The sequence below is a fragment of the Acinetobacter sp. G11 genome, assembly GCF_049808495.1.
Taxonomy (GTDB): domain Bacteria; phylum Pseudomonadota; class Gammaproteobacteria; order Pseudomonadales; family Moraxellaceae; genus Acinetobacter; species Acinetobacter kookii.
Genome location: NZ_JBNCAT010000013.1, coordinates 1 through 20,480 on the forward strand (window position 1 = coordinate 1; position 20,480 = coordinate 20,480).

The 20,480-nt window shown below is 44.9% G+C and carries 17 protein-coding genes; 10 read left to right on the forward strand and 7 right to left on the reverse strand.

Annotated elements, in window-relative coordinates:
• The first annotated feature begins 429 nt into the window (after window positions 1–429).
• Both ACPUEY_RS06810 and ACPUEY_RS06815 read left to right on the forward strand, forming a co-directional pair.
• Window positions 430–2,832 carry a YgiQ family radical SAM protein gene (locus tag ACPUEY_RS06810; protein ID WP_425121612.1) on the forward strand — a complete coding sequence of 801 codons (2,403 nt, stop codon included), beginning with the start codon at window positions 430–432 and terminating at the stop codon, window positions 2,830–2,832.
• A gap of 351 nt (window positions 2,833–3,183) precedes the next feature.
• Entirely contained in the window at window positions 3,184–3,729 is a 546-nt protein-coding gene (locus ACPUEY_RS06815) for a DUF2726 domain-containing protein (RefSeq protein WP_092819236.1), read from the forward strand.
• A 44-nt stretch (window positions 3,730–3,773) separates the two neighbouring features.
• On the opposite strand, the gene ACPUEY_RS06820 is transcribed toward ACPUEY_RS06815, so the two are convergent.
• From ACPUEY_RS06820 to ACPUEY_RS06845, 6 genes are all read right to left on the reverse strand, one after another.
• Window positions 3,774–4,133 (reverse strand): RidA family protein, encoded by a 360-nt coding sequence (locus tag ACPUEY_RS06820; protein WP_092819235.1) that lies wholly within the window; start codon window positions 4,131–4,133, stop codon window positions 3,774–3,776.
• Between the two features lie 512 nt (window positions 4,134–4,645).
• Window positions 4,646–5,701, reverse strand: a complete 1,056-nt coding sequence (dinB, locus tag ACPUEY_RS06825) for a DNA polymerase IV (RefSeq protein WP_425121613.1) — start codon at window positions 5,699–5,701, stop codon at window positions 4,646–4,648.
• Between the two features lie 47 nt (window positions 5,702–5,748).
• Window positions 5,749–6,771: an MBL fold metallo-hydrolase gene (locus ACPUEY_RS06830; RefSeq protein ID WP_425121614.1), complete on the reverse strand. Its 1,023-nt coding sequence runs from the start codon at window positions 6,769–6,771 to the stop codon at window positions 5,749–5,751.
• 61 nt (window positions 6,772–6,832) lie between these two features.
• Window positions 6,833–7,618 (reverse strand): GH25 family lysozyme, encoded by a 786-nt coding sequence (locus ACPUEY_RS06835; RefSeq protein ID WP_425121615.1) that lies wholly within the window; start codon window positions 7,616–7,618, stop codon window positions 6,833–6,835.
• 80 nt (window positions 7,619–7,698) lie between these two features.
• On the reverse strand, window positions 7,699–9,090 hold the full coding sequence (mdtD, locus tag ACPUEY_RS06840; protein WP_425121616.1) for a multidrug transporter subunit MdtD: 1,392 nt from the start codon (window positions 9,088–9,090) through the stop codon (window positions 7,699–7,701).
• 292 nt (window positions 9,091–9,382) lie between these two features.
• A complete protein-coding gene (locus tag ACPUEY_RS06845) occupies window positions 9,383–10,003 on the reverse strand; it encodes a TIGR00730 family Rossman fold protein (protein WP_092819252.1) in 621 nt (206 codons plus the stop codon).
• Window positions 10,004–10,344: 341 nt separating this feature from the next.
• Between ACPUEY_RS06845 and ACPUEY_RS06850 the strand changes: the two genes are divergently transcribed.
• The 6 genes from ACPUEY_RS06850 (at window position 10,345) to ACPUEY_RS06875 (ending at window position 18,843) form a co-directional block, all read left to right on the forward strand.
• On the forward strand, window positions 10,345–11,922 hold the full coding sequence (locus ACPUEY_RS06850; protein WP_425121617.1) for a TerC family protein: 1,578 nt from the start codon (window positions 10,345–10,347) through the stop codon (window positions 11,920–11,922).
• 84 nt (window positions 11,923–12,006) lie between these two features.
• The gene (locus ACPUEY_RS06855) at window positions 12,007–12,474 is read left to right on the forward strand and encodes a YchJ family protein (protein WP_261181071.1); all 468 of its coding nucleotides are present in this window, start codon (window positions 12,007–12,009) and stop codon (window positions 12,472–12,474) included.
• Window positions 12,475–12,534: 60 nt separating this feature from the next.
• Window positions 12,535–13,179: a trimeric intracellular cation channel family protein gene (locus ACPUEY_RS06860; RefSeq protein ID WP_261181073.1), complete on the forward strand. Its 645-nt coding sequence runs from the start codon at window positions 12,535–12,537 to the stop codon at window positions 13,177–13,179.
• A 135-nt stretch (window positions 13,180–13,314) separates the two neighbouring features.
• Window positions 13,315–14,634, forward strand: a complete 1,320-nt coding sequence (locus ACPUEY_RS06865) for an MFS transporter (protein ID WP_425121618.1) — start codon at window positions 13,315–13,317, stop codon at window positions 14,632–14,634.
• Window positions 14,635–14,798: 164 nt separating this feature from the next.
• Complete coding sequence (gene parC / locus ACPUEY_RS06870; protein ID WP_425121620.1) at window positions 14,799–17,018, forward strand: DNA topoisomerase IV subunit A; 2,220 nt, start codon at window positions 14,799–14,801, stop codon at window positions 17,016–17,018.
• Window positions 17,019–17,166: 148 nt separating this feature from the next.
• A complete protein-coding gene (locus tag ACPUEY_RS06875; protein WP_131272999.1) occupies window positions 17,167–18,843 on the forward strand; it encodes an AMP-binding protein in 1,677 nt (558 codons plus the stop codon).
• A gap of 47 nt (window positions 18,844–18,890) precedes the next feature.
• Here the strand turns inward: ACPUEY_RS06875 and ACPUEY_RS06880 are convergent, their stop codons facing one another.
• The gene (locus ACPUEY_RS06880) at window positions 18,891–19,271 is read right to left on the reverse strand and encodes a hypothetical protein (protein ID WP_092819224.1); all 381 of its coding nucleotides are present in this window, start codon (window positions 19,269–19,271) and stop codon (window positions 18,891–18,893) included.
• A gap of 105 nt (window positions 19,272–19,376) precedes the next feature.
• On the opposite strand from ACPUEY_RS06880, the gene ACPUEY_RS06885 reads away from it, so the two are divergent.
• Window positions 19,377–19,775 (forward strand): MAPEG family protein, encoded by a 399-nt coding sequence (locus ACPUEY_RS06885; RefSeq protein WP_425121621.1) that lies wholly within the window; start codon window positions 19,377–19,379, stop codon window positions 19,773–19,775.
• Window positions 19,776–19,899: 124 nt separating this feature from the next.
• Window positions 19,900–20,436, forward strand: a complete 537-nt coding sequence (ppa, locus tag ACPUEY_RS06890; protein ID WP_005233448.1) for an inorganic diphosphatase — start codon at window positions 19,900–19,902, stop codon at window positions 20,434–20,436.
• Window positions 20,437–20,480: the final 44 nt, after the last annotated feature.

Genomic DNA, 20,480 nt, shown 5'->3' on the forward strand with positions numbered 1-20,480 from the left:
TGAAACCTCTTAGCGCTGATGGTAGTGTGGGATTACCCATGTGAGAGTAAGTCATCGCCAGCTCATTATTCGAAAGCCCCTGCCAAGTGCAGGGGCTTTTTTTATGCGTGGGAAATATTTAGCTCCTAAGATTCGAGTCTAAACATTCTAATCATCAGATTTTGGAGTTTGCTGACTTTAAAATATTTCAAATATTATCCCATCCAATTTGCATATTTCAAAGAATGAGTATGTTTAACCCTATAGGTGATCACTTACTGGAGAAGCTTTTTCAACTGAAGTGATTATTTTGGGAAGATAAATTAAATCACTGGTTTTGTACAAATTATAATCAAGCAACCTCAGCCGAATTCATGCTAAAATACTCGGCTTTCATCTTTGATCTAATTTTCAGGTCTTCCATCATCTGCCAGCCGAGAATTGCTAGCCATGTCTACTGCTTATACCATGCAGACAGCGCCTACAGCGTTGTTTGATTACGACAAATATTGGGCGTCGTGTTTTGAACCTGCGCCATTTTTGCCGATGTCACGCGAGGAAATGGATCAACTCGGTTGGGACAGTTGTGACTTTATTCTGGTCTGCGGTGATGCGTATATTGACCATCCCTCTTTCTGTTCGGGCATCATTGGCCGTACTTTGGAAGCTCAAGGTTTCCGTGTCGGGATTATTGCTCAGCCGGACTGGACCAGTGTGGATGCGTTCCGTGTATTGGGTAAACCGAATATTGCCTGGGGTGTGACCGCAGGTAATATGGATTCGATGATTAACCGCTATACGGCCGACCGTAAAATCCGTTCAGATGATGCCTATTCACCAGACAATGTGCCGAATAAACGCCCTGACCGCGCGGCAACCGTGTATTGCCAGCGTGTGCGCGAAGCCTATCCTGATGTGCCGGTATTGCTCGGTGGTATTGAAGCGTCGTTACGTCGTATTGCGCACTATGACTACTGGTCAGACAAAGTTCGGCGTTCGGTATTGATGGATTCTAAAGCTGATCTTCTCATGTACGGTAATGGCGAACGCTCGATTGTCGAAGTGATGCACCGTTTGGCCAAAGGCGAAAAAATTACCGACATCACGGATGTCCGTGGTACGGCATTTATTGTCAATAAACATAACAGGGCCTCTAAAGCCAAATTCGTTGAAATTGCATCGAATGATGTGGATGCGATTGGTCGTGTCGATCCGATTATCAACCCTTATGTCATGACTGAAGATATTGAAGGTTGTGAGATTGAACAGGGGAAAGACTCAAGCCAGTACCAAGGTTTCCAGAAAGAACATGTAGCAAATCCAGTTGTTCGTGAAGGCGACAATCTGGATGCCGATACGCAAATTGTGCAGTTACAACCTGCTTCTAAAGCCATTAAACATAAATTGCCACCACGTGAACTGGCGGTAATCCGTTTACCTGCTTTTGAAGAAGTAGTGAATGATCCTGTGCTGTATGCGCATGCCAACCGTATTTTGCACCTGGAAACCAATCCGGGAAATGCACGTGCCTTAGTACAAAAGCATGGGGAACGTGATGTGTGGTTGAATGCGCCACCTATTCCATTGACCACAGAAGAAATGGATTATGTGTTTGATCTGCCTTATGCACGTCTGCCACATCCTGCATATGGCAATGCACGTTTCCCAGCGTTTGACATGATCAAGTTTTCGGTCAACATTATGCGTGGTTGCTTCGGTGGCTGTACTTTCTGTTCAATCACGGAACATGAAGGCCGTATTATCCAGAACCGCTCGGAAGACTCAATTCTTCGTGAAGTGGAAAAGATTCGTGATACCGCACCGGGCTTTACCGGCATTATTTCGGACTTGGGTGGTCCAACGGCCAACATGTACCGTTTGCACTGTAAAGATCCGGAGATTGAAAAGAACTGCCGTAAACCATCGTGCGTGTTCCCGGGCGTGTGTCAAAACCTGCATACCGACCATGCACCGTTGACGCAATTATACCGTAAAGCACGCGCGATTAAGGGCATCAAGAAAATTCTGATCGGTTCAGGTTTACGTTATGACCTGGCGGTATTAAACCCTGAATATGTCAAAGAATTGGTCACCCATCACGTTGGTGGTTACCTCAAGATTGCGCCTGAACATACCGAAAAAGGTCCGTTGTCGAAGATGATGAAGCCGGGTATTGGCACTTATGACCGTTTCAAGCAGATGTTTGACCGCTTTAGTAAAGAAGCAGGTAAGGAACAGTATCTGATTCCTTACTTCATTGCGGCGCATCCGGGAACGACCGATTACGACATGATGAATTTGGCGATTTGGTTGAAAAAGAATGGTTTCCGTGCCGATCAGGTACAAACCTTCTATCCATCGCCAATGGCCACAGCAACGACCATGTATTACACCGGTAAAAACCCGCTGGCGAAAGTGGCGCGTTATACTGAAAATGTGGATATTGTGAAAGGTGAGAAACGTCGCCGCTTGCACAAGGCCTTCTTGCGTTACCATGATCCAAATAACTGGCCAATGTTACGTGAAGCTTTGAAAGAAATGGGCCGCTCAGACTTGATTGGTAATTCGAAACAACATCTGATTCCGAGCTATCAACCACAAGGCACAGAAGGGCAATATCAGTCTGCACGCAAGAAAAACTCGACCTTGGCGGGAGATTCTGCAAAACGTACAGGTGAAAATACTGCACGTAATCAATCACGTAATGTTGCCAATACAAATGACAATAATCGTCCTAAAAAAGGCCAGATTTTGACTCAACATACCGGCTTGCCACCACGTGAAACCGGGGAAAAACGTCCATTTTCGGGTTCTAAATCCAAAACTAAATCTAAACCTAAATCAAAAGCTTGATTTAAAAATAAAAAAGAGCGCTCCGGCGTTCTTTTTTTATCATTAAGTTAAAAAAATAATGGCGAATGAAACAGTTCGTCGGAATTGTAGGACAATCTCAAAAAGTAATCTTGCATCCCTACTGTGCCTTGCGATACAGTTGTTTTGTGTCTGAAAATGGATTCAATTTGGACATAGAGGTAAAAATAAAATCAGTACAACTTTTTGTCAGCATTTATGATGATTTTGTCATGATTAAATGCAGTTTGTTTACTTGAAATATTTAATAAAAATAATTGTTGTATACTGAATTTTATAACAATCATCGGTGTGACACCGGAAAAGACTATAAAAAATTAAAGGATTAAGAGGATGATAATTTATATTTTGGTCGGAAGTTTACTTCTGTTTGGCGTTCTGCTGAAGGCTTGGAAAAGTCTGGAAGGTAGTGCTAAACAACAAGATAGTGCTTTAAAACAAAGAGCTATTTTTAACATTAGTGAACAGATAACTTTTACACGTCTCAAAGAAATATTGCCGCACAGCACAGTGTTGACGCATGTTTCATTTGATGCCTTGTTGACGACCAAATACAGCCGTACCCGCCATAAATATCGTAACATGGTGGCAGATTTTGTGATTTTAGATGAACATCATCAGGTTTCTGCCATTATTGCACTGGATGATCCGATGGCTTTAAGGCATCCGCAAAATGCCCAATATCAGGATGCGCTGTTGGCGATGGCTGGATATCGGGTGATTCGCTATGAAGATGTACCGGAATATTTTCAGTTAAGACAAGATTTTTTAATTGAAAACCCTGCTGATTTTCAGCTGGATGAGTTAACAGAAGCTACAATAAAAAAGTATGAGTTTTATCCAGATTTGGGACGAAAGAAAATCCGAATGTTAGGTTAAATCAGCATAAGCATGAATGACTGTTCATGCTTATTTTTTTGCTTTTAATTTGATGCACGCACAGCAGTGACAGTCATTTCCACCAAAACATCAGGGGCATACAGCTTGGCTTCGACACAGGTGCGAGGCAGGGCTTCAATATCAGCGACCCAGGCATCCCAGATTTCATTCATCGCTGCGTAGTCATTTTCAATATCTTTTAAATAAATGGTCACCGACATAATCTGACTCTTGTCTGTACCGGCATCGGCCAGCAAGCGATCAATAATTTCCAGGGTTTGCCGGGTTTGACCTTTAATGTCTAGCGTTGTATCCGCAGCCAATTGACCCGCCAGATGGACCAGGTTGCCTGAAATGGCAATTTCAGAAAAGCGCTTTTCAACGTGCAGACGTTGTACTGTCATAATAAGAGTCCTTTATTTTCGGCATAGTTGCTAAGCGCCATATTGTGGACACATAGCCTGCAGCCTAGTAAATGGCAATATCATAATGCCATGCGCCTTTAGCGTAAATCATTTATCGGGGCAGCCATGATGAAGCTGAAACAGTAACGGAAGAGATTTTTTAAAATTAACAGGAAGGAAAATCAGAACATACCGGAAAAAATCAGACGGATTTACAGCAGCATTGATAAAATGATTCAGTAGAGTATGAAAATATGCTGTTTTTTGAGAGTGTATAAAAAATGCAGAAGAGATGTGATGGAGAGTCCATGCGGTTCAACAGAGTTGCCCTGTAACATTCGGATTTGATCGTCACGCCAATCACAGGACAGCATGCTAAAAGTAAAGGTGATTTTTAGCATCTCGGCGTTTACATGGATAAATGTATCGCGCCCATAGAGTACCGCAAAAATCATGTTTGTGTATCATTAATTGGTCTAATTTTATTCTTTTGATTGAAAAACGTGCAAATACTACCAGAGTGAAAGCTGTGACTGATCCTGCTGCTCCGAAAGCTGGTAAAGCCCAACGCCAATCAGGCGAAACTGATAACTTTCCGGAATATGCATTTCAGTGATTAGCTGTTGCAGTACCTGTTCCAGTTGTTGCCGATTTTGTAAAGGCTGTTTGAAACTTTTGCTGTGTTGCAAGACCTGAAAATTTTTTAACTTGAGTTTGGCTGAAACCCCGCGTGCACTGAGTTGTTTTCTCTCCAAACTGCTCCAGACTTGATCAATCAGTCGAGGCCAAGCATTCTGGCATTGGATTAAGGTCAGGTCATCATCAAAGGTGGTTTCTTTGGAAATTTGCTGGCGTTCACGTTCAACTTGTACAGGCCGTTCATCAATCCCCTGGGCATAGAGAAAAAGTCGTTTGCCATATTTGCCAAAATGCTGAACCAATACATTCTGCTCAATTTTTTGTAAATCTCCCAGCGTTTGCAATTGCAGCCGCTTGAGCTTTTCTTGCATCACTTTTCCTACGCCGGGAATTTTCTTTAGCGGTAAATCCTGAATAAAACTCTGTACTTGAGAAGGCTTAATGACACAAATGCCATCCGGTTTGTTCCAGTCCGAAGCAATTTTGGCTAAAAATTTATTGGGTGCGACCCCGGCAGAGGCAGTTAAACCGGTAACTTTAAAAATATCTTCCCGTATACGCATGGCCACTTCTGTGGCACTCGGAATATTTTTCAGATTTTCTGTGACATCCAGATAGGCTTCATCTAAAGACAAGGGTTCAATCATCGGGGTATAATCTTGAAATACCTGATGAATTTGCGCAGAAATGGCACGATATTTTTCAAAATCGGGTTCAATGATGACTACATGGGGACAAAGCTTTCGGCCTTGTGCCATCGACATGGCAGAGTGCAAGCCGAACTCGCGCGCAGGGTAGGACGCTGCACAAATGACTGCCCGTGGATGATGTGAAGACACGACCACCGGCAAATGCTGTAACTCCGGCCGGTCTTTGAGTTCCACAGATGCAAAAAAGGCATCCATATCGATGTGAATGATTTTTCTCATGCAGTCCCAAACTCTGCCTGTACGTGCTGGGCTTCAGTATCTCATCTTCACCGATCAGATTGTAGAGCAGGATCAAGTGGATACGACACAGGTTGACTAAGTAAAACCAGCCGGGTGCGTTGTTGTTCGGCTGCCCGAATCAGTATTTTTAAACTTTGTTCAGTATTGTCTGCCAGGTACGGTAAAAATTCCAAAGGCTGGTCAATTGGCTGGAAAAAGTTATCCCAATGAACCGGTACCACGACTTTAGGTTGTAAGGTTCTCAGGGTTTGATCCAGATAGTTTTGCTGAAATTGTTCCGATTGGCGTGACAGCTGGGCAATGCCTAAAAATAAAGTATCCACTTTTAAATTTTTCAGTTGATCCGGTACAGCACCCGTACTGGCTTTAACTAAAATGCGCTGACCTGAATGTTCAATCAAATAGTCAAAACTATGGCCTTCTTTAAATGCCGAGAAATGGGCAGGAAGTTGCAGCGGCTGGGTAATTTCTTCACCAAGGTCATTATTCACGGCAGTGGGTGGCGTATGCTGGGAGGGAATGGCCATTACTTTGAATTGCCCAAAGCTGATGAATTTAAAAGGCTGAACCTGGATGAGTTGCTGTTCTGCAATATGGCCGCCACGTGCAATATTCAGACTGCTTTTGGAACCAATAATTTTAGCGTGGGGAAGCTGTCTCCCAAGTTCGGCAATATCCAGCGCATGATCATAATGTGAATGGGTCACCAGTATGGCTTGGGTTCTTTGTAACTGCTGCTGTTGCACGATATGTTGAACGACTTGAGGCTGACTTTGGATTTTGGTGAAAAGCACCTCTGCAATGGAAGGACGACTAAAGAAACCGTCAATTAAAACTTGGGTTTTGCCATCATCAAAAAGCAGGGTGGAAACGCCAAAGAATTTGACCTGAAGCGTTGCAGGTGCAGCCGCTTTTTCAGAGGCTTGATATTGCCATTTTTGAAAATTTGACATCTGACCTGAAGGTTGCAGGAGCAAAACGACAGCAGCCACTCCAACGAGTATGCTGATGCCTACTGCCACGCGCCAAAATCCTTTTTGATTTGCCATAAATTTCCCGTTTTTATGCAGTTTTATTTTTTATTGTGGTTAAAGGTAGGGACTTATCCTGTTATTTTTTTGGTAATTTTTCAACTTTTTTAAGTGGATAGATTCCATTGCATTCTAAAAAGCGTGTCCAGTCATCCTCATCCCCATTAAACACGTTTAAGTCTACCGCTTTGTTAATGCCCTTGATGGTGCCCTGATTGGTATGCTGCCAGAACAGCCATTTTGGCTTGCCTTTTAAATCGGGCTTGCCTTGATATTCACGGACCCACAGCGGTGTTTTTGAAAACTCTCCCGCCAGAACAATGTTATAGAATGACTTGGAAATATAGAAAATCGGTTGCTTGCCATAGTGCTGATACAGCCGATCATGCATGACCTGAATTTCTTTCAGCAGTTGTTCCCGGGTATAGGTGTTGATGCAGTTACTGTCATATTCCAGATCAATCACCGGGGGCAAGGCATCGGCTTTATTGGGTACGGTTTCAATAAAATTTTGCGCCTGAATTTCGCCACCCCGGCATAAACGGTAAAAATGATAGGCACCGACCAGAAAGCCATGTTCACGTGCCTGCAACCAGTAGTCCTGAAATTTTCGGTCTTTAAAATCGCCGCCTTCTGTGGCTTTCAGATAGATAAATTGATAACGCTGCGGGGAAATCTGCTGCCACTGAATGTCACCCTGATGATGTGAAACATCAAAACCTTTGACCGGATATTCCTGTGCCGAAGCAGGATTATGATGCAAGACAAAAACATACAATACGATTGCAGCGCAAATCAGTCCCAAGCCCATGCAAGAGGCGTAGAGCTTTTTATGACTGTTTTTGGCGAATCGTTTTTTAGGCATAGATAATTTAGGCGTGATTTATCAAATACATGATAACGCGATCTGAACATTCAGACCACGTTGTTTCTGATAGCGTCTGACTATATTGGAGTGTGACGTGGAATTTGCCAGAAAATGGCTGCGGTAATCAGGTTAATGCAGCCGAGGAAAATTAAGGTGCTGTGAAAAGCCGTCACGATCTGCTCGCTACCGAAATAGGCGCTAAAGACATTGACCAAGGTTCCGGCTAATGCCACACCAATACTCATCGAGACCATCATGATCATGGATAAAAAGCTGTTGCCACTGCTGGCATCCTGCTGTGGTAAATCTTTGAGCGTCAGGGTATTCATGGAAACAAACTGCAGAGAATTCAGCATGCCGAAGACAAAGAAATGTAAGGCTCTTAACCAGATCGGCGTATCCGCCGTGGTGAGGGCAAAACTGGCAATACATGCGCCGACCAATAAGGTATTGACCAGCAATACCTGGCGATAACCGAAGCGTTGAATAATCTGGCGGATAATCGGCTTGGAAGCGAGCGAACCGAGCACGGTTGGAATCATCAACAGGCCGGTAATAAACGGTTCAAAGCCAAAGGCGACCTGCAACATCAGGGGGAGCAGGAAAGGCATGGCATTGCCGCCCAGGCGGGCGAAGAAATTCCCTATAATGCCAATGGCATAAATGCGATTGCTGAATAATGTGCTCCGGAACAGCGCGTTGTGATGCGTATGGGCATGAATGGCATAGATAATCGCTGCCAATACACCCGCAAGCACCAGACCCATACTCCACCATAACGATTGATGCGGGCTGGCAAAATTTTCAATGCCCAGTGAAAGGCCCACCATGGCAATCACCAGCAAAATAAAACCTGAAAAATCAAATGACTTGACGCCAGGCTCGGTCACGTTGGGCATGGCTTTAAAGGTGATGAGAACCCCTAAAAGCCCCATCGGAATATTAATTAAAAAAATCCAGTGCCATGTTGCCATTTCGACCATCCATCCGCCCAGTGTCGGGCCAATCAGGGGACCCATCAGGCCGGCCAGGCTCATCAAGCTCATGGCAGATAAAAACTGGGTACGCGGAATGACCTTGAGCATCGCCAGCCGGCCTACAGGAAGTAACAAGGCACCGCCAATGCCCTGAATCACCCGATAAAAGAGCAGCTGGTTTAAACTGCTGGACAGTCCGCAGCCCAGTGAGGCAAGAGTAAAAATAATGATGGCGGCAAAGTAGGTATTGCGCACGCCAAAACGGTCGGCCAGCCAGCCGCTTAGGGGAATACAGGCTGCTACCGACAGCACATAAGCCACCACCACGCTATGCATCTGCAGCGGATCTTCAGCCAGATTGGCTGCCATGGCCGGAATTGCGGTATTGACAATGGTGGTGTCCAAACCTTGCATAAAAAAACCGATTGATACCAACAGAACCAGCAGTCGGAATTCAGGTTGCAGGGCTTGATGCGAAGGGGTGGCGTTCATAACAATATTAAAGCGATTTTTTACAGAGTTTAAAGCAATCCGTTCAAGAGGGTGTAAGAAAAAGTTGTGCTATTCATAGCCAGGAAGATGAATTGGTCCAGAAATGGGAGGGGTGTTCATGCACAAGATCAGCGTTATAAAAAAGTTGAAAGTTAAATCAAATAAAAACTCGATCAGATCAAATTCAGTATTCGCAGCTTGATACAGGGCTTCGGGATTAATGTTTACAGCTGCTCAATTGAACTTTAAAAAAAGCGAGCCGTAAGCTCGCTTTTTGTATTCGGACATCGGTTTAAATGGCAAAGTGCTTTGGTGCATCCAGATTTTTAATGGCATTGATAATCTGATCGGCATGATTACAGATAATCAGTTTGGCGCGATGCTGCGGCGGTAAAAAACCTTCACTGACGGCATGATCGAGCTGGTTAATCAGGGCATCATAAAAGCCATTCACGTTATAGAGCATCATGGGTTTCTGGTGCTGATTTAACTGCCCCCAGGTGGCAATTTCCAGGATTTCTTCAAAAGTGCCCAAGCCGCCGGGCAAAGCGACAAAAGCACTGGCACGTTCCGCCATCATGGCCTTGCGTTCATGCATGCTTTGTACAATGTGTAATTCGGTCAGCTGGTGATGTGCAATCTCATAATCCAGCATAAATTCAGGGATCACCCCGACCGTTTCACCGCCACGCTGTCTGACGGCATCTGCCACTTGCCCCATGAGGCCTATACTTGCGCCGCCATAGACCATTCCGAAACCCAGGTCCGCCAGTGCCTGAGCCAAAGCCACGGCTTTTTCCTGATAAATCGGTTTATTGCCTGAACGTGAACCACAGTAAAGTGCAATTAAAGGTTGAGTTGTTTTGGGAGTAGGATTGTTATGTTTGGGAGTCATTTTTAATACACTGTTCATCATTATATTTTTACCATAGCATTTTATTTTTTCAGTCTCTAGCTTAATGGTTAAATATGACAGGCCGTGATCCGCCTTATACTGACTTTGCAAAGATTTGTTGATATTGGGTGAGCGAAAAACAGCCCGGTACGCAAAAAGGGATGAATTTCTACTTCATCTTGCTATACTAAAAATCTGTTTTCCAATAAATGAATTAACATGAGTAGTGGTTGTCCTCGCTCTGAACACTTCAATGCTTCCGTAAAAAATACAAAGAATGCTGTTCATCGCATATTCAGCGATTTTAATATGAACCTTCTAAAATCAGTCCCTCATCATCCTGCACAGGAGAACATCCAATGATCTTTGAATGGATGTCAGATCCATCGGCATGGATTGGACTGGCAACTTTAGTGGTTCTAGAAATTGTACTGGGTATCGACAACCTGGTTTTTATTGCCATTCTGGCGGAAAAACTGCCCCCGGAACAGCGTAATGCAGGCCGTATCATCGGCTTGGTTCTGGCCTTGTGTATGCGGTTGGTTTTGCTGGCCTCGATTGCCTGGGTGGTGACCTTGACCCAGCCACTGTTCCACGTTCTGGATCATCATTTTTCCGGCCGTGACCTGATTTTGCTGTTTGGTGGTGTATTCCTGTTATTTAAAGGCACCATGGAACTGCATGAGCGCATAGAAGGTGCCCAACCGCAGAAAGAAGAAAACCCGGTGCATGCAGCGTTCTGGATGGTGATCGTCCAGATTGTGGTACTGGATGCCGTATTCTCTCTGGATAGCGTGATTACCGCAGTCGGCATGGTCAAAGACCTGTCGGTGATGATGATTGCAGTGGTGATTGCAGTCGGGATCATGCTGTGGGCATCCAAACCGCTGATGACCTTTGTCAACAGACATCCGACCGTGGTGATTCTGTGCCTCGGCTTCCTGATGATGATTGGTTTCTCTCTCATTGTAGAAGGCTTCGGTTTCCATATTCCTAAAGGCTATCTATACGCCGCGATTGGTTTCTCGGTGATTGTCGAATTTATCAACCAGACCATGCGCCGTAACCAGGAGCGGATGGTGACCACGACAGACCTGCGTTACCGCACCGCTTCTGCCGTCATGCGCATGCTGGGGGGGAAAAGCGAATCGCAAAACAATGAAGCCGAAGATGTGCTGGCGACCCGTGCCTTTGCCGATGAGGTTTTTGATGAAGACAACGGGGTTTACCATAGTGTGCTGGTGCAAGGCGTGCTTGGACTGTCGGAGCGGCCAGTCAAATCGGTGATGACACCGCGTCCGGAACTGGAATGGATTGATCTGGATGAAGACGAAGCCTCCATTAAAGAGCAGTTATTAAGCACGACCCATTCGCGTTTAATTGTGGCGCATGGTGAGCTGGATAATATTGCCGGTGTGGTACTGACCCATAAAGTCATGAACGAATATATCGAAACCGGAAAACTGAATTTTGAAGGCCATTTACGCGAGCCAGTCATCATGCATGAAAATGCCCCGGTATTGATGGTGATGGAGCAATTGCGTCAGGCACCGCTGCAAATGGCGATTGTACTGAATGAATACGGTTCGATTGAAGGGATTGCCACTCCGATTGATGTGCTAGAAGCCATTGCCGGTGAATTCCCGGATGAAGATGAATTTGAAACTGCAGCAGAAAGTCTGGAAGATGGAACTTTAATCCTGGAAGGTTCTACCGATATTCGTCATGTTTCCTTACTGTTAAACCGTGATCTGGTGGATGAGTCCGAACAGTATTCGACCTTGTCCGGTTATATCCTGTTCCATCTGGGACGTCTGCCGGAAAGCGGCGAGAAACTGGAAGCCGACGAACACATTTTTGAAGTGGTGACGATGAATGGACATAAAATTGATAAGGTCCATATCATCCCGCTCAATCAAAATGAACCTGAAAGTTAATTTCATCCTGCACAGATGATCTTTCAACCCCGAGATTGAATTAAAATAGCCCGCAGAGTCGGGCTATTTTATTGGAAAAAATTGATGTCAGAAGCAAAGTGTCCATGTGGTGCAGGAGAGTATGCCCGCTGTTGCCAGCCCTTGCATTTGGGGCAGCTCAAAGCACAAAGTGCAGAACAATTGATGCGTTCGCGTTATAGTGCCTTTGCTCGGCATGAAATTGACTATATTGTGAAAACCACAGCCTTAGGCCAGCAACAGGCGCTGGATGTGGCGGCAATTCGTGACTGGAGCAAGGCCAATCAGTGGCTCAAGCTGGAAGTCGTTCAGGCCCGGGAAAAACTGGACAAGAACCATGCCCAGGTCGAATTCAAGGCCCATTATCACGATGGCAATCAGGCGCAGGTCCATCATGAAGTTTCACATTTTGTGAAGCATGCAGATGCCTGGTATTTCCTTGATCCGACCACAAACATGCAAATCACCATGAAACAGCCGTGTATTTGCGGTTCAGGGAAAAAATTTAAGCAATGTTGTGCGCAATTTTTGTAATTTTCACCTGAATTTGCCTTAGAATAGCGCGCATCGATAACCCTCAGTGGAAGCAGGGCAATGTTGCTATTGGTCATTTATATTATTGCGATTACGGCTGAAGCCATGACAGGAGCACTGTCGGCAGGTCGGCGTAGTATGGATTGGTTTGGGGTAACGCTGATTGCCTGCGTGACTGCGCTGGGCGGTGGTTCGGTCCGGGATGTATTGCTTGGGCATTATCCGCTGACCTGGGTCAAGCATCCGGAATATCTGGTGCTGACCTGTTGTGCTGCCTTTGTCACCATCCTGATTGCCAAATGGATGCGCCATTTACGTTCCATCTTCCTGATTCTTGATGCCCTGGGTTTAATCGGTTTTACCATCATTGGCTGTCAGATTGCCCTGGAGATGGGGCATGGTTTTGTGGTTTCCGCAGTCGCTGGCGTCCTGACCGGCGTTTCCGGCGGTATTCTGCGCGATATTCTGTGTAACGATGTGCCGTTGGTGTTCCGCCGTGAACTGTATGCCAGTATTTCCTTTGTTTCCGTAATTTGTTACTGGATTTGTCAGGAAATTGGCTTCTCGCTGGAAATCACGGTCATTTCGACCTTGATCTTCGGTTTCTCTTTGCGCTGCATCGCTATTTATTTTGGTCTGGAAATGCCGAAATTTATCTATAAAGATGACGACGACCAGTCTGCATCTTCCAAAGATGCTTCCTAGAATATTGCCTTAATATGATGAATGACCGACGAAATGAGCGGTCATCATCTGCAAATTGGCGTATAAAAATTAATACAACAATAAATCCTGTTGGGAAAGCAGCATGCATTCTTTCACCAAATCAGAGCTCTTGTTATGGATTTAGTCTCACGTATACAGCGTTTACCGATTGGTAAGTTTCACTATACCTTGCTATGGGTGATTGGTCTGGGCTGGATGTTTGATGCCATGGATACCGGATTAATTTCCTTTATTCTGGCCAAAATGACCGAAGACTGGGCCATGACGCCGGATGATAAAAGCTGGGTGGTTTCCATTGGTTTTATTGGAATGGCGATTGGGGCGGTGTGTTCAGGCGGTCTTGCGGATCGCTGGGGACGTAAAACAGTCTTTGCTTCCACTCTGGTCATTTATAGCCTGGCAACTGCGGCTTGCGCTTTTGCGCCGAACCTGAGCTGGTTGCTGGTGTTCCGTTTTATTGTGGGGCTTGGATTGGGTGGTCAGCTACCTGTGGCCGTAACGCTGGTGAGTGAATATATTCCAGCCCATGTCCGTGGGCGCTTTATTGTGCTGCTGGAAAGTTTTTGGGGTTTGGGCTGGCTGGTTGCGGCTCTGGTTTCACGTTTTGTGATTCCCGATTTTGGCTGGCATGCCGCTTTCCTGATTGGGGGTATTCCTGCCCTGTATGCCATCGTGATCTGGAAAATGGTACCGGAATCCGTTCCCTATTTAATTAACCGGGGTCGACATAAAGAAGCGCATGCTTTGGTGAAAAAAATTGAAGCGCAATGTGGTGTGGAAGTGATTGAAATTTTTGAAGTCAAACCGGTGGCCGAAAAGCATGACATTAGCTTCTCTCAACTCTGGTCCGGCATTTTTGCACGCCGTACCCTCATGCTGTGGTTAATCTGGTTTGGTATCGTATTTTCTTATTATGGTATTTTCACCTGGCTGCCAAGTTTACTGGTCCAAGAAGGCTATACCATCGTGCAGTCTTTCGAGTATGTATTGGTGATGATTCTGGCCCAGTTGCCGGGTTATATTGCTGCGGCATGGCTGGTGGAAAAACTCGGACGCAAGGCAACCCTGGCCGGTTTCATTGCCATGTGTGCGGTGTCGGCCTATTTCTTTGGCCAGTCCGACAATGTGACCCAGATTGTGCTGTGGGGCTGTTTGATGTCCTTCTTTAACCTGGGGGCGTGGGGCGTGTTATACACCTATACCCCGGAACAGTATCCTGCCAATATCCGTGCTTTCGGTTCAGGCTGGGCCGGTGCAATTGGCCGTATTGGCGGTATTCTGGCTCCTTTCGCCGTGACGCATATGATGGTCATGGAGCAAGGTTTCAGCTATGTCTTTATGATGTTTACCGCCGTTTTAATTGCCGTGGCGCTGATCATTCTGCTGCTGGGTGAAGAAACCAAAGGTAAGACCTTAGAGTCGATTGGCTTATAAAATTGCTTGTTTTTTAGTTGATTGGTTATTATAAAATGGATATTTTTAGTCCATAAGACACAATTTGTCGCAGAGTGTGGGTTACTGCCCTTGTGTAGTCCGCAGCTGCGACATAGCATAACAACGTAGATACAAAAACGAATTATTTAGGATTTCACGCTTTTATGACCAGCCTTGTGCATCATGCGACAGAAAATCGTTCCGTAGCCGAATTTACTGAACAAGCTTACCTTAACTATGCCATGTACGTGATTATGGATCGTGCATTGCCGCATATCAGTGACGGTTTAAAACCGGTACAGCGCCGTATTGTCTATGCCATGAGTGAACTGGGCTTAAAGCATAGCGGCAAGCCGAAAAAATCTGCCCGTACCGTCGGTGATGTACTGGGTAAGTACCATCCGCATGGTGATTCTGCCTGTTATGAAGCCATGGTGCTGATGGCACAGCCATTCAGTTACCGTTATCCTTTTATTGAAGGTCAAGGCAACTGGGGTTCGCCGGATGACCCGAAATCCTTTGCGGCAATGCGTTATACCGAAGCCAAACTGTCGCAATACAGCGAAGTGCTGTTGTCTGAACTGGGGCAGGGTACCTGTGACTGGCAGGACAACTTTGATGGTTCCCTGAAAGAGCCAGTGAACTTGCCTGCGCGTGTGCCCAATATTTTATTGAACGGCACCACCGGGATTGCCGTGGGGATGGCTACCGACATTCCACCGCATAACCTGCGTGAAGTGGTGAAAGGCACCATTGCCCTGATTCGCAATCCGAACCTGTCCGATGAAAAAGTGGCGGAATATATTCCAGCCCCAGATTTGCCGACCAAAGCCGAAATTATTACTGCCCCTGAAGAACTGCTTAAAGTACAGACCACAGGACGTGGCAGTTACCGTATGCGTGCGGTGTATAAGATTGAAAAAAATGAAATCGTGATTACCGACCTGCCGTATCAGGTGTCGGGTTCCAAGGTCATTACCCAGATTGCCGATCAGATGCAGGCAAAAAAACTGCCTTTGGTCAGTGACTTGCGGGACGAATCGGATCATCAGAATCCAACCCGTCTGGTGATCGTGCTGCGTTCCAACCGCATTGATGCCGAAGCAGTGATGAGCCATTTATTTGCGACGACCGATCTGGAATCCAGCTATCGCGTCAACATGAACATGATTGGTGCTGATGGCCGTCCACAAGTGAAATCGATTCGCCGCATTTTGCTGGAATGGATTGAAATCCGTAAAACCACAGTGACGCGCCGTCTGCAATACCATTTAAATAAAATTGAAAAACGCCTGCACATTCTCGCGGGTCTGATCATTGCCTATTTAAATATTGATGAAGTGATTCGCATTATTCGTGAAGAAGATCAGCCGAAACCGGTGCTGATGTCCCATTTCAATATTGACGAAATTCAGGCCGAAGCCATTTTAGAACTCAAGTTACGTCATTTGGCCAGACTTGAAGAAATGGAAATGCGCCGTGAACAGGAAGAGCTGGAAGCGCGTGCTGCCATTATCCGCGAGCAGCTGGCCAATCCTGAATCTTTAAAAGCATTGATCATTAATGAGCTGAAAGAAGATGCGAAAAAATTCGGTGATGACCGCCGTTCACCAATCGTGCGTCGTGCCGAGGCACTTGCCATTAATGAACAGGACATGTTGCCGGCCGATCCTGTAACGGTCGTGTTGTCTGAAGCAGGCTGGATCCGTTCTGCCAAAGGTCATGAGGTCGATGCCGAAAACCTGAATTTCCGTGCCGGTGACCAATATTTAAGTCATGCCCAAGGTAAATCCAATCAGAAAGTCTATGTGCTGGACGAAACCGGTCGCAGTTATGCACTGGCCATTAACACGCTGCCATCGGCACGGGGTTTGGGTGAACCTTTAAGTTCCAAACTTTCTCCGGCCAGCGGGGTGGGGTTCCTTCAGGTGTTTATTGCCGAGGATGAAGCTGAAATTCTGGCCTTAAGTTCCAAAGGCTATGGTTTTAAAACCCAGGCGAAACAACTGGATACCAATGCCAAGGCAGGTAAATCCTTTCTGACTGTGCCTGAAGATAGCAAAGCGATGCCACTGCAAGCAGTAGAACAGGCGACTCATGTGGCCTTACTCAGTTCAGCCGGCCGAATGCTGGTGGTCGATTTGTCAGAATTGCCAAGCCTGAGTAAGGGTAAAGGTAACAAATTGATACAACTCGAGGCAAAAGATCAAATCGTATCCATGACAATGTTAAATTTAGATGAAATAATTCAAGTGGTTGCTGGACAGCAACAATTAAAACTAAAAGGTGATGATCTTCAAAAATATATTGGTAAGCGAGGCACTAAAGGTCAACTCTTACCACGAGGATATCAAAAAGCAAATAAACTGTTCATTCAAAGATAAAACTAGCATCCCCAATACGAAATAGGCTATATATGGTGTAATTCGTGCAAATGGATGCTTTGTTGAACAATACAAAAGGAAAAAACCAGGTTCAGCAAAGAAAAAAACAGTTTAAAAACTAAGGATTAAGATTGGAGTGATAGGCATTATGGAAAAGATTTGGTTCGCTGAATACCAGAAGACCGGGATTCCGGAAACTGTAGAATTACCAGCTGAAAATACCTCATTGGTTGATGTATTTGAGCGCAATTTCCAGAAATTTGGCTCACGTGACGCCTTTATTTTTATGGATAAAGTTCTCACTTTTAGTGAGTTGGAAGAAGCAAGCCGTAAATTTGCGACTTATTTGCAAAGTTTAGGTTTGGCAAAAGGTACACGTGTGGCGGTGATGATGCCAAACGTCCTTCAATATCCCGTTGTCGCATTGGGGATTTTCCGTGCAGGTCTAGTCCTTGTAAACGTGAACCCGCTTTATACTTCTCGTGAACTTGAGCATCAGTTAAATGACTCCGGTTCTGAAGTGCTGGTGATTATTGAAAACTTTGCCTCTGTTTACCAGGCGATTATTGGTAAAACTCCTGTGAAGCACGTGGTTGTTGCCTCTGTTGGCGACATGCTGGGTGCCTTAAAAGGTACATTAGTGAATTTTGTGTTACGTTCGGTACGTAAGCAAATTCCAGCCTGGAATATTCCAGGACATATCCGTTTTAACGCGGCAATGTCTAAAGTGAATCCAAGCAACTATAAACGTCCTAATCTTACACTGAGTGATACAGCCGTACTTCAATATACCGGCGGTACCACGGGTGTTTCGAAAGGTGCTGAACTGACGCATCGCAATCTGGTTGCGAACATGTTGCAGTGTGACGGTATTTTCCAAAGTAAATTTGGTGCTCAAGATGGGCAACCGGATGACCGTATTTTCTGTGCCTTGCCGCTTTATCACATCTTTGCATTCATGGTATGTGCGTTGTACGGCATGTATAAAGGTCAGGCGAACGTGCTTATTCCAAACCCGCGTGACTTGCCAGCAGTAATGAAAGAACTGCGTAAATACCAGCCGTCATTCTTCCCGGCAGTAAACACCCTGTTTAATGCCTTGGTAAATAATGAAGAATTCAAACAGCTTGACCATAGCAAACTGAAAATGGCGATGGGCGGTGGTATGGCGGTATTGCCTTCTACTGCTGAAGCATGGAAGAAAGTTACCGGTACGAATATTATTGAAGGTTACGGTTTATCTGAAACTTCACCTGTTGCAACAGCCAATCCACCGCAATCCACTGAATTTAGCGGTACCATTGGTATTCCATTACCGTTGACTGAAGTGGCTATTTTGGATGATGACGGCAATGAAGTGCCGCTTGGCGAACAGGGTGAAATCTCTATTCGTGGTCCACAAGTCATGAAAGGTTACTGGAACCGTCCAGATGAAACTGAAAAAGTGATGATCAACGGTTTCTTCCGTACCGGTGATATCGGTATCATGGATGCTCGCGGCTATATCAAGATTGTCGATCGTAAAAAAGACATGATCTTGGTGTCTGGCTTTAACGTTTATCCTTCAGAAATTGAAGAAGTAATTTCTAAGCACCCTAAAGTGCTGGAAGTTGCTGCGATTGGTGTACCTGACGAAAAATCAGGTGAAGTGCCTAAACTGTTTGTAGTGAAAAAAGAGCCGTCACTCACCACAGAAGAAGTACTTGCTTTCGCTAAAGAAAACTTAACCGGCTACAAACGCCCACGTTATGTTGAGTTTATAGATGAATTGCCAAAGTCCAACGTGGGTAAAATCTTGCGTAAAGACTTGCGTAAAACTGCATAAATACTGCAATAAAAAAGCGCCGTGATCGGCGCTTTTTTATTTGGGCTTTAATCTTTCAACATCCATCGATCAATATAGGGACGTGCTATACCCGTAATCCATAGAAAGGTCGTGATGCTACCGAATTGATAAACGTATCGCTTTAAATCAAATGCACCAAAACTATATAAATTATCAAGCAAGCAGTAGAACGCAACGACGGTAGTCCATATCCACAGGGCCTGACGTTTAATTCCCACCATCCAAAGCGCGAGAATTGAAATAACAATGGTGAAAATAAGGGAAAGCCGATTGAAATTGGCGCACATGACCGAAAGTAAAAATCCGACAATCGGCAATACGACTTTGAGTATCCGATCCACTTTAAGTTGATGCTGGCGCTGCTTTTCAAGTACATCAAACATTTTCTCTTGATCAGGATTAACCATCATGGATCCTTATTGCTCATTTATAAAAACACTATAATTTACAAAAAATATTGCGAAAACACCATGCTATGATAGGCAGCATAAAATCTTAATGAGAAAAATGAGATGCAAAGCATTAGCGGAATAATTTATCTCATCTTAATCGCATGTTTATTGCCTTACGTTTTTACCGCAATTGCAAAAAAAGCAGCAGGTTTTAAAGCACGAGATAACCAGAACCCGCGTGAATTTCTGGCTAGAACCACAGGTTTGGCCGCACGTGCCAATGCGGTACAACAAAACAGTTTTGAAAGTTTACCCTTATTTATTGCCTCGATTTTAATGGCAGAATATATGGTGGTTTCTCAAAACCTGATCATGACCTTTGGTATGGCCTATATTTTACTCCGTATTTTCTACGGCATCTGCTATTTAGCCAATTGGGCCACTTTGCGTTCCATTATCTGGACCTTGTCCTTGCTTTGTCCGATTTTCCTGCTGCTGGTGATTAAATTAACCACCTGAGCCTGAAAATGTGCAAATACATATTTTCATCCAGCAGATGTATAATCGAAAAGTTATTTAATACGCAAAAACCGTTATAATCGTTGCGGTTTAAAAAAGATTTAACTTGTTAAAGAGTGATGCTATGAGCTACAGCAATATCCCAGCGGGTAAAGATGCACCAAACGACATCTATGTAATTATTGAAATTCCTGCAAATGCAGCACCAATCAAATACGAAATCGACAAAGATTCTGATGCATTATTTGTAGACCGCTTTATGGGTACTGCAATGTTCTACCCGGCAAACTACGGTTATGTGCCAAACACCTTGTCTCTTGATGGCGATCCATTAGACGTATTGGTTGTAACTCCACACCCGGTTGAGCCAGGTTCAGTGATTCGTTGCCGTCCTGTGGGCAAATTGAACATGGAAGATGACGGTGGTGTTGATGCGAAACTGGTTGCAGTTCCACACGACAAATTAACGCCAATCTATAAAGACGTTCAGGAATATACCGATCTTCCTCCGCTTTTGATCAGCCAAATCGAACACTTCTTCCAGCACTACAAAGACTTAGAGCCAGGAAAATGGGTGAAGTTAAGTGGTTGGGAAGGTGCTGATGTTGCAAAACAGGAAGTGCTTAGCTCAATTGCAGCTTATGCAGAAGCAAACAAATAATTGTTTGTTTCGAATTTAGCCTGAAAGGCTTACACAAAAAACCT

Coding starts and splice junctions, on each gene's coding strand:
- ACPUEY_RS06810 (WP_425121612.1), top strand. CDS start 430: ATGTCTACTGCTTATACCATGCAGACAGCGCCTACAGCGTTGTTTGAT.
- ACPUEY_RS06815 (WP_092819236.1), top strand. CDS start 3,184: ATGATAATTTATATTTTGGTCGGAAGTTTACTTCTGTTTGGCGTTCTG.
- ACPUEY_RS06820 (WP_092819235.1), bottom strand. CDS start 4,133: ATGACAGTACAACGTCTGCACGTTGAAAAGCGCTTTTCTGAAATTGCC.
- dinB (WP_425121613.1), bottom strand. CDS start 5,701: ATGAGAAAAATCATTCACATCGATATGGATGCCTTTTTTGCATCTGTG.
- ACPUEY_RS06830 (WP_425121614.1), bottom strand. CDS start 6,771: ATGGCAAATCAAAAAGGATTTTGGCGCGTGGCAGTAGGCATCAGCATA.
- ACPUEY_RS06835 (WP_425121615.1), bottom strand. CDS start 7,618: ATGCCTAAAAAACGATTCGCCAAAAACAGTCATAAAAAGCTCTACGCC.
- mdtD (WP_425121616.1), bottom strand. CDS start 9,090: ATGAACGCCACCCCTTCGCATCAAGCCCTGCAACCTGAATTCCGACTG.
- ACPUEY_RS06845 (WP_092819252.1), bottom strand. CDS start 10,003: ATGAACAGTGTATTAAAAATGACTCCCAAACATAACAATCCTACTCCC.
- ACPUEY_RS06850 (WP_425121617.1), top strand. CDS start 10,345: ATGATCTTTGAATGGATGTCAGATCCATCGGCATGGATTGGACTGGCA.
- ACPUEY_RS06855 (WP_261181071.1), top strand. CDS start 12,007: ATGTCAGAAGCAAAGTGTCCATGTGGTGCAGGAGAGTATGCCCGCTGT.
- ACPUEY_RS06860 (WP_261181073.1), top strand. CDS start 12,535: ATGTTGCTATTGGTCATTTATATTATTGCGATTACGGCTGAAGCCATG.
- ACPUEY_RS06865 (WP_425121618.1), top strand. CDS start 13,315: ATGGATTTAGTCTCACGTATACAGCGTTTACCGATTGGTAAGTTTCAC.
- parC (WP_425121620.1), top strand. CDS start 14,799: ATGACCAGCCTTGTGCATCATGCGACAGAAAATCGTTCCGTAGCCGAA.
- ACPUEY_RS06875 (WP_131272999.1), top strand. CDS start 17,167: ATGGAAAAGATTTGGTTCGCTGAATACCAGAAGACCGGGATTCCGGAA.
- ACPUEY_RS06880 (WP_092819224.1), bottom strand. CDS start 19,271: ATGGTTAATCCTGATCAAGAGAAAATGTTTGATGTACTTGAAAAGCAG.
- ACPUEY_RS06885 (WP_425121621.1), top strand. CDS start 19,377: ATGCAAAGCATTAGCGGAATAATTTATCTCATCTTAATCGCATGTTTA.
- ppa (WP_005233448.1), top strand. CDS start 19,900: ATGAGCTACAGCAATATCCCAGCGGGTAAAGATGCACCAAACGACATC.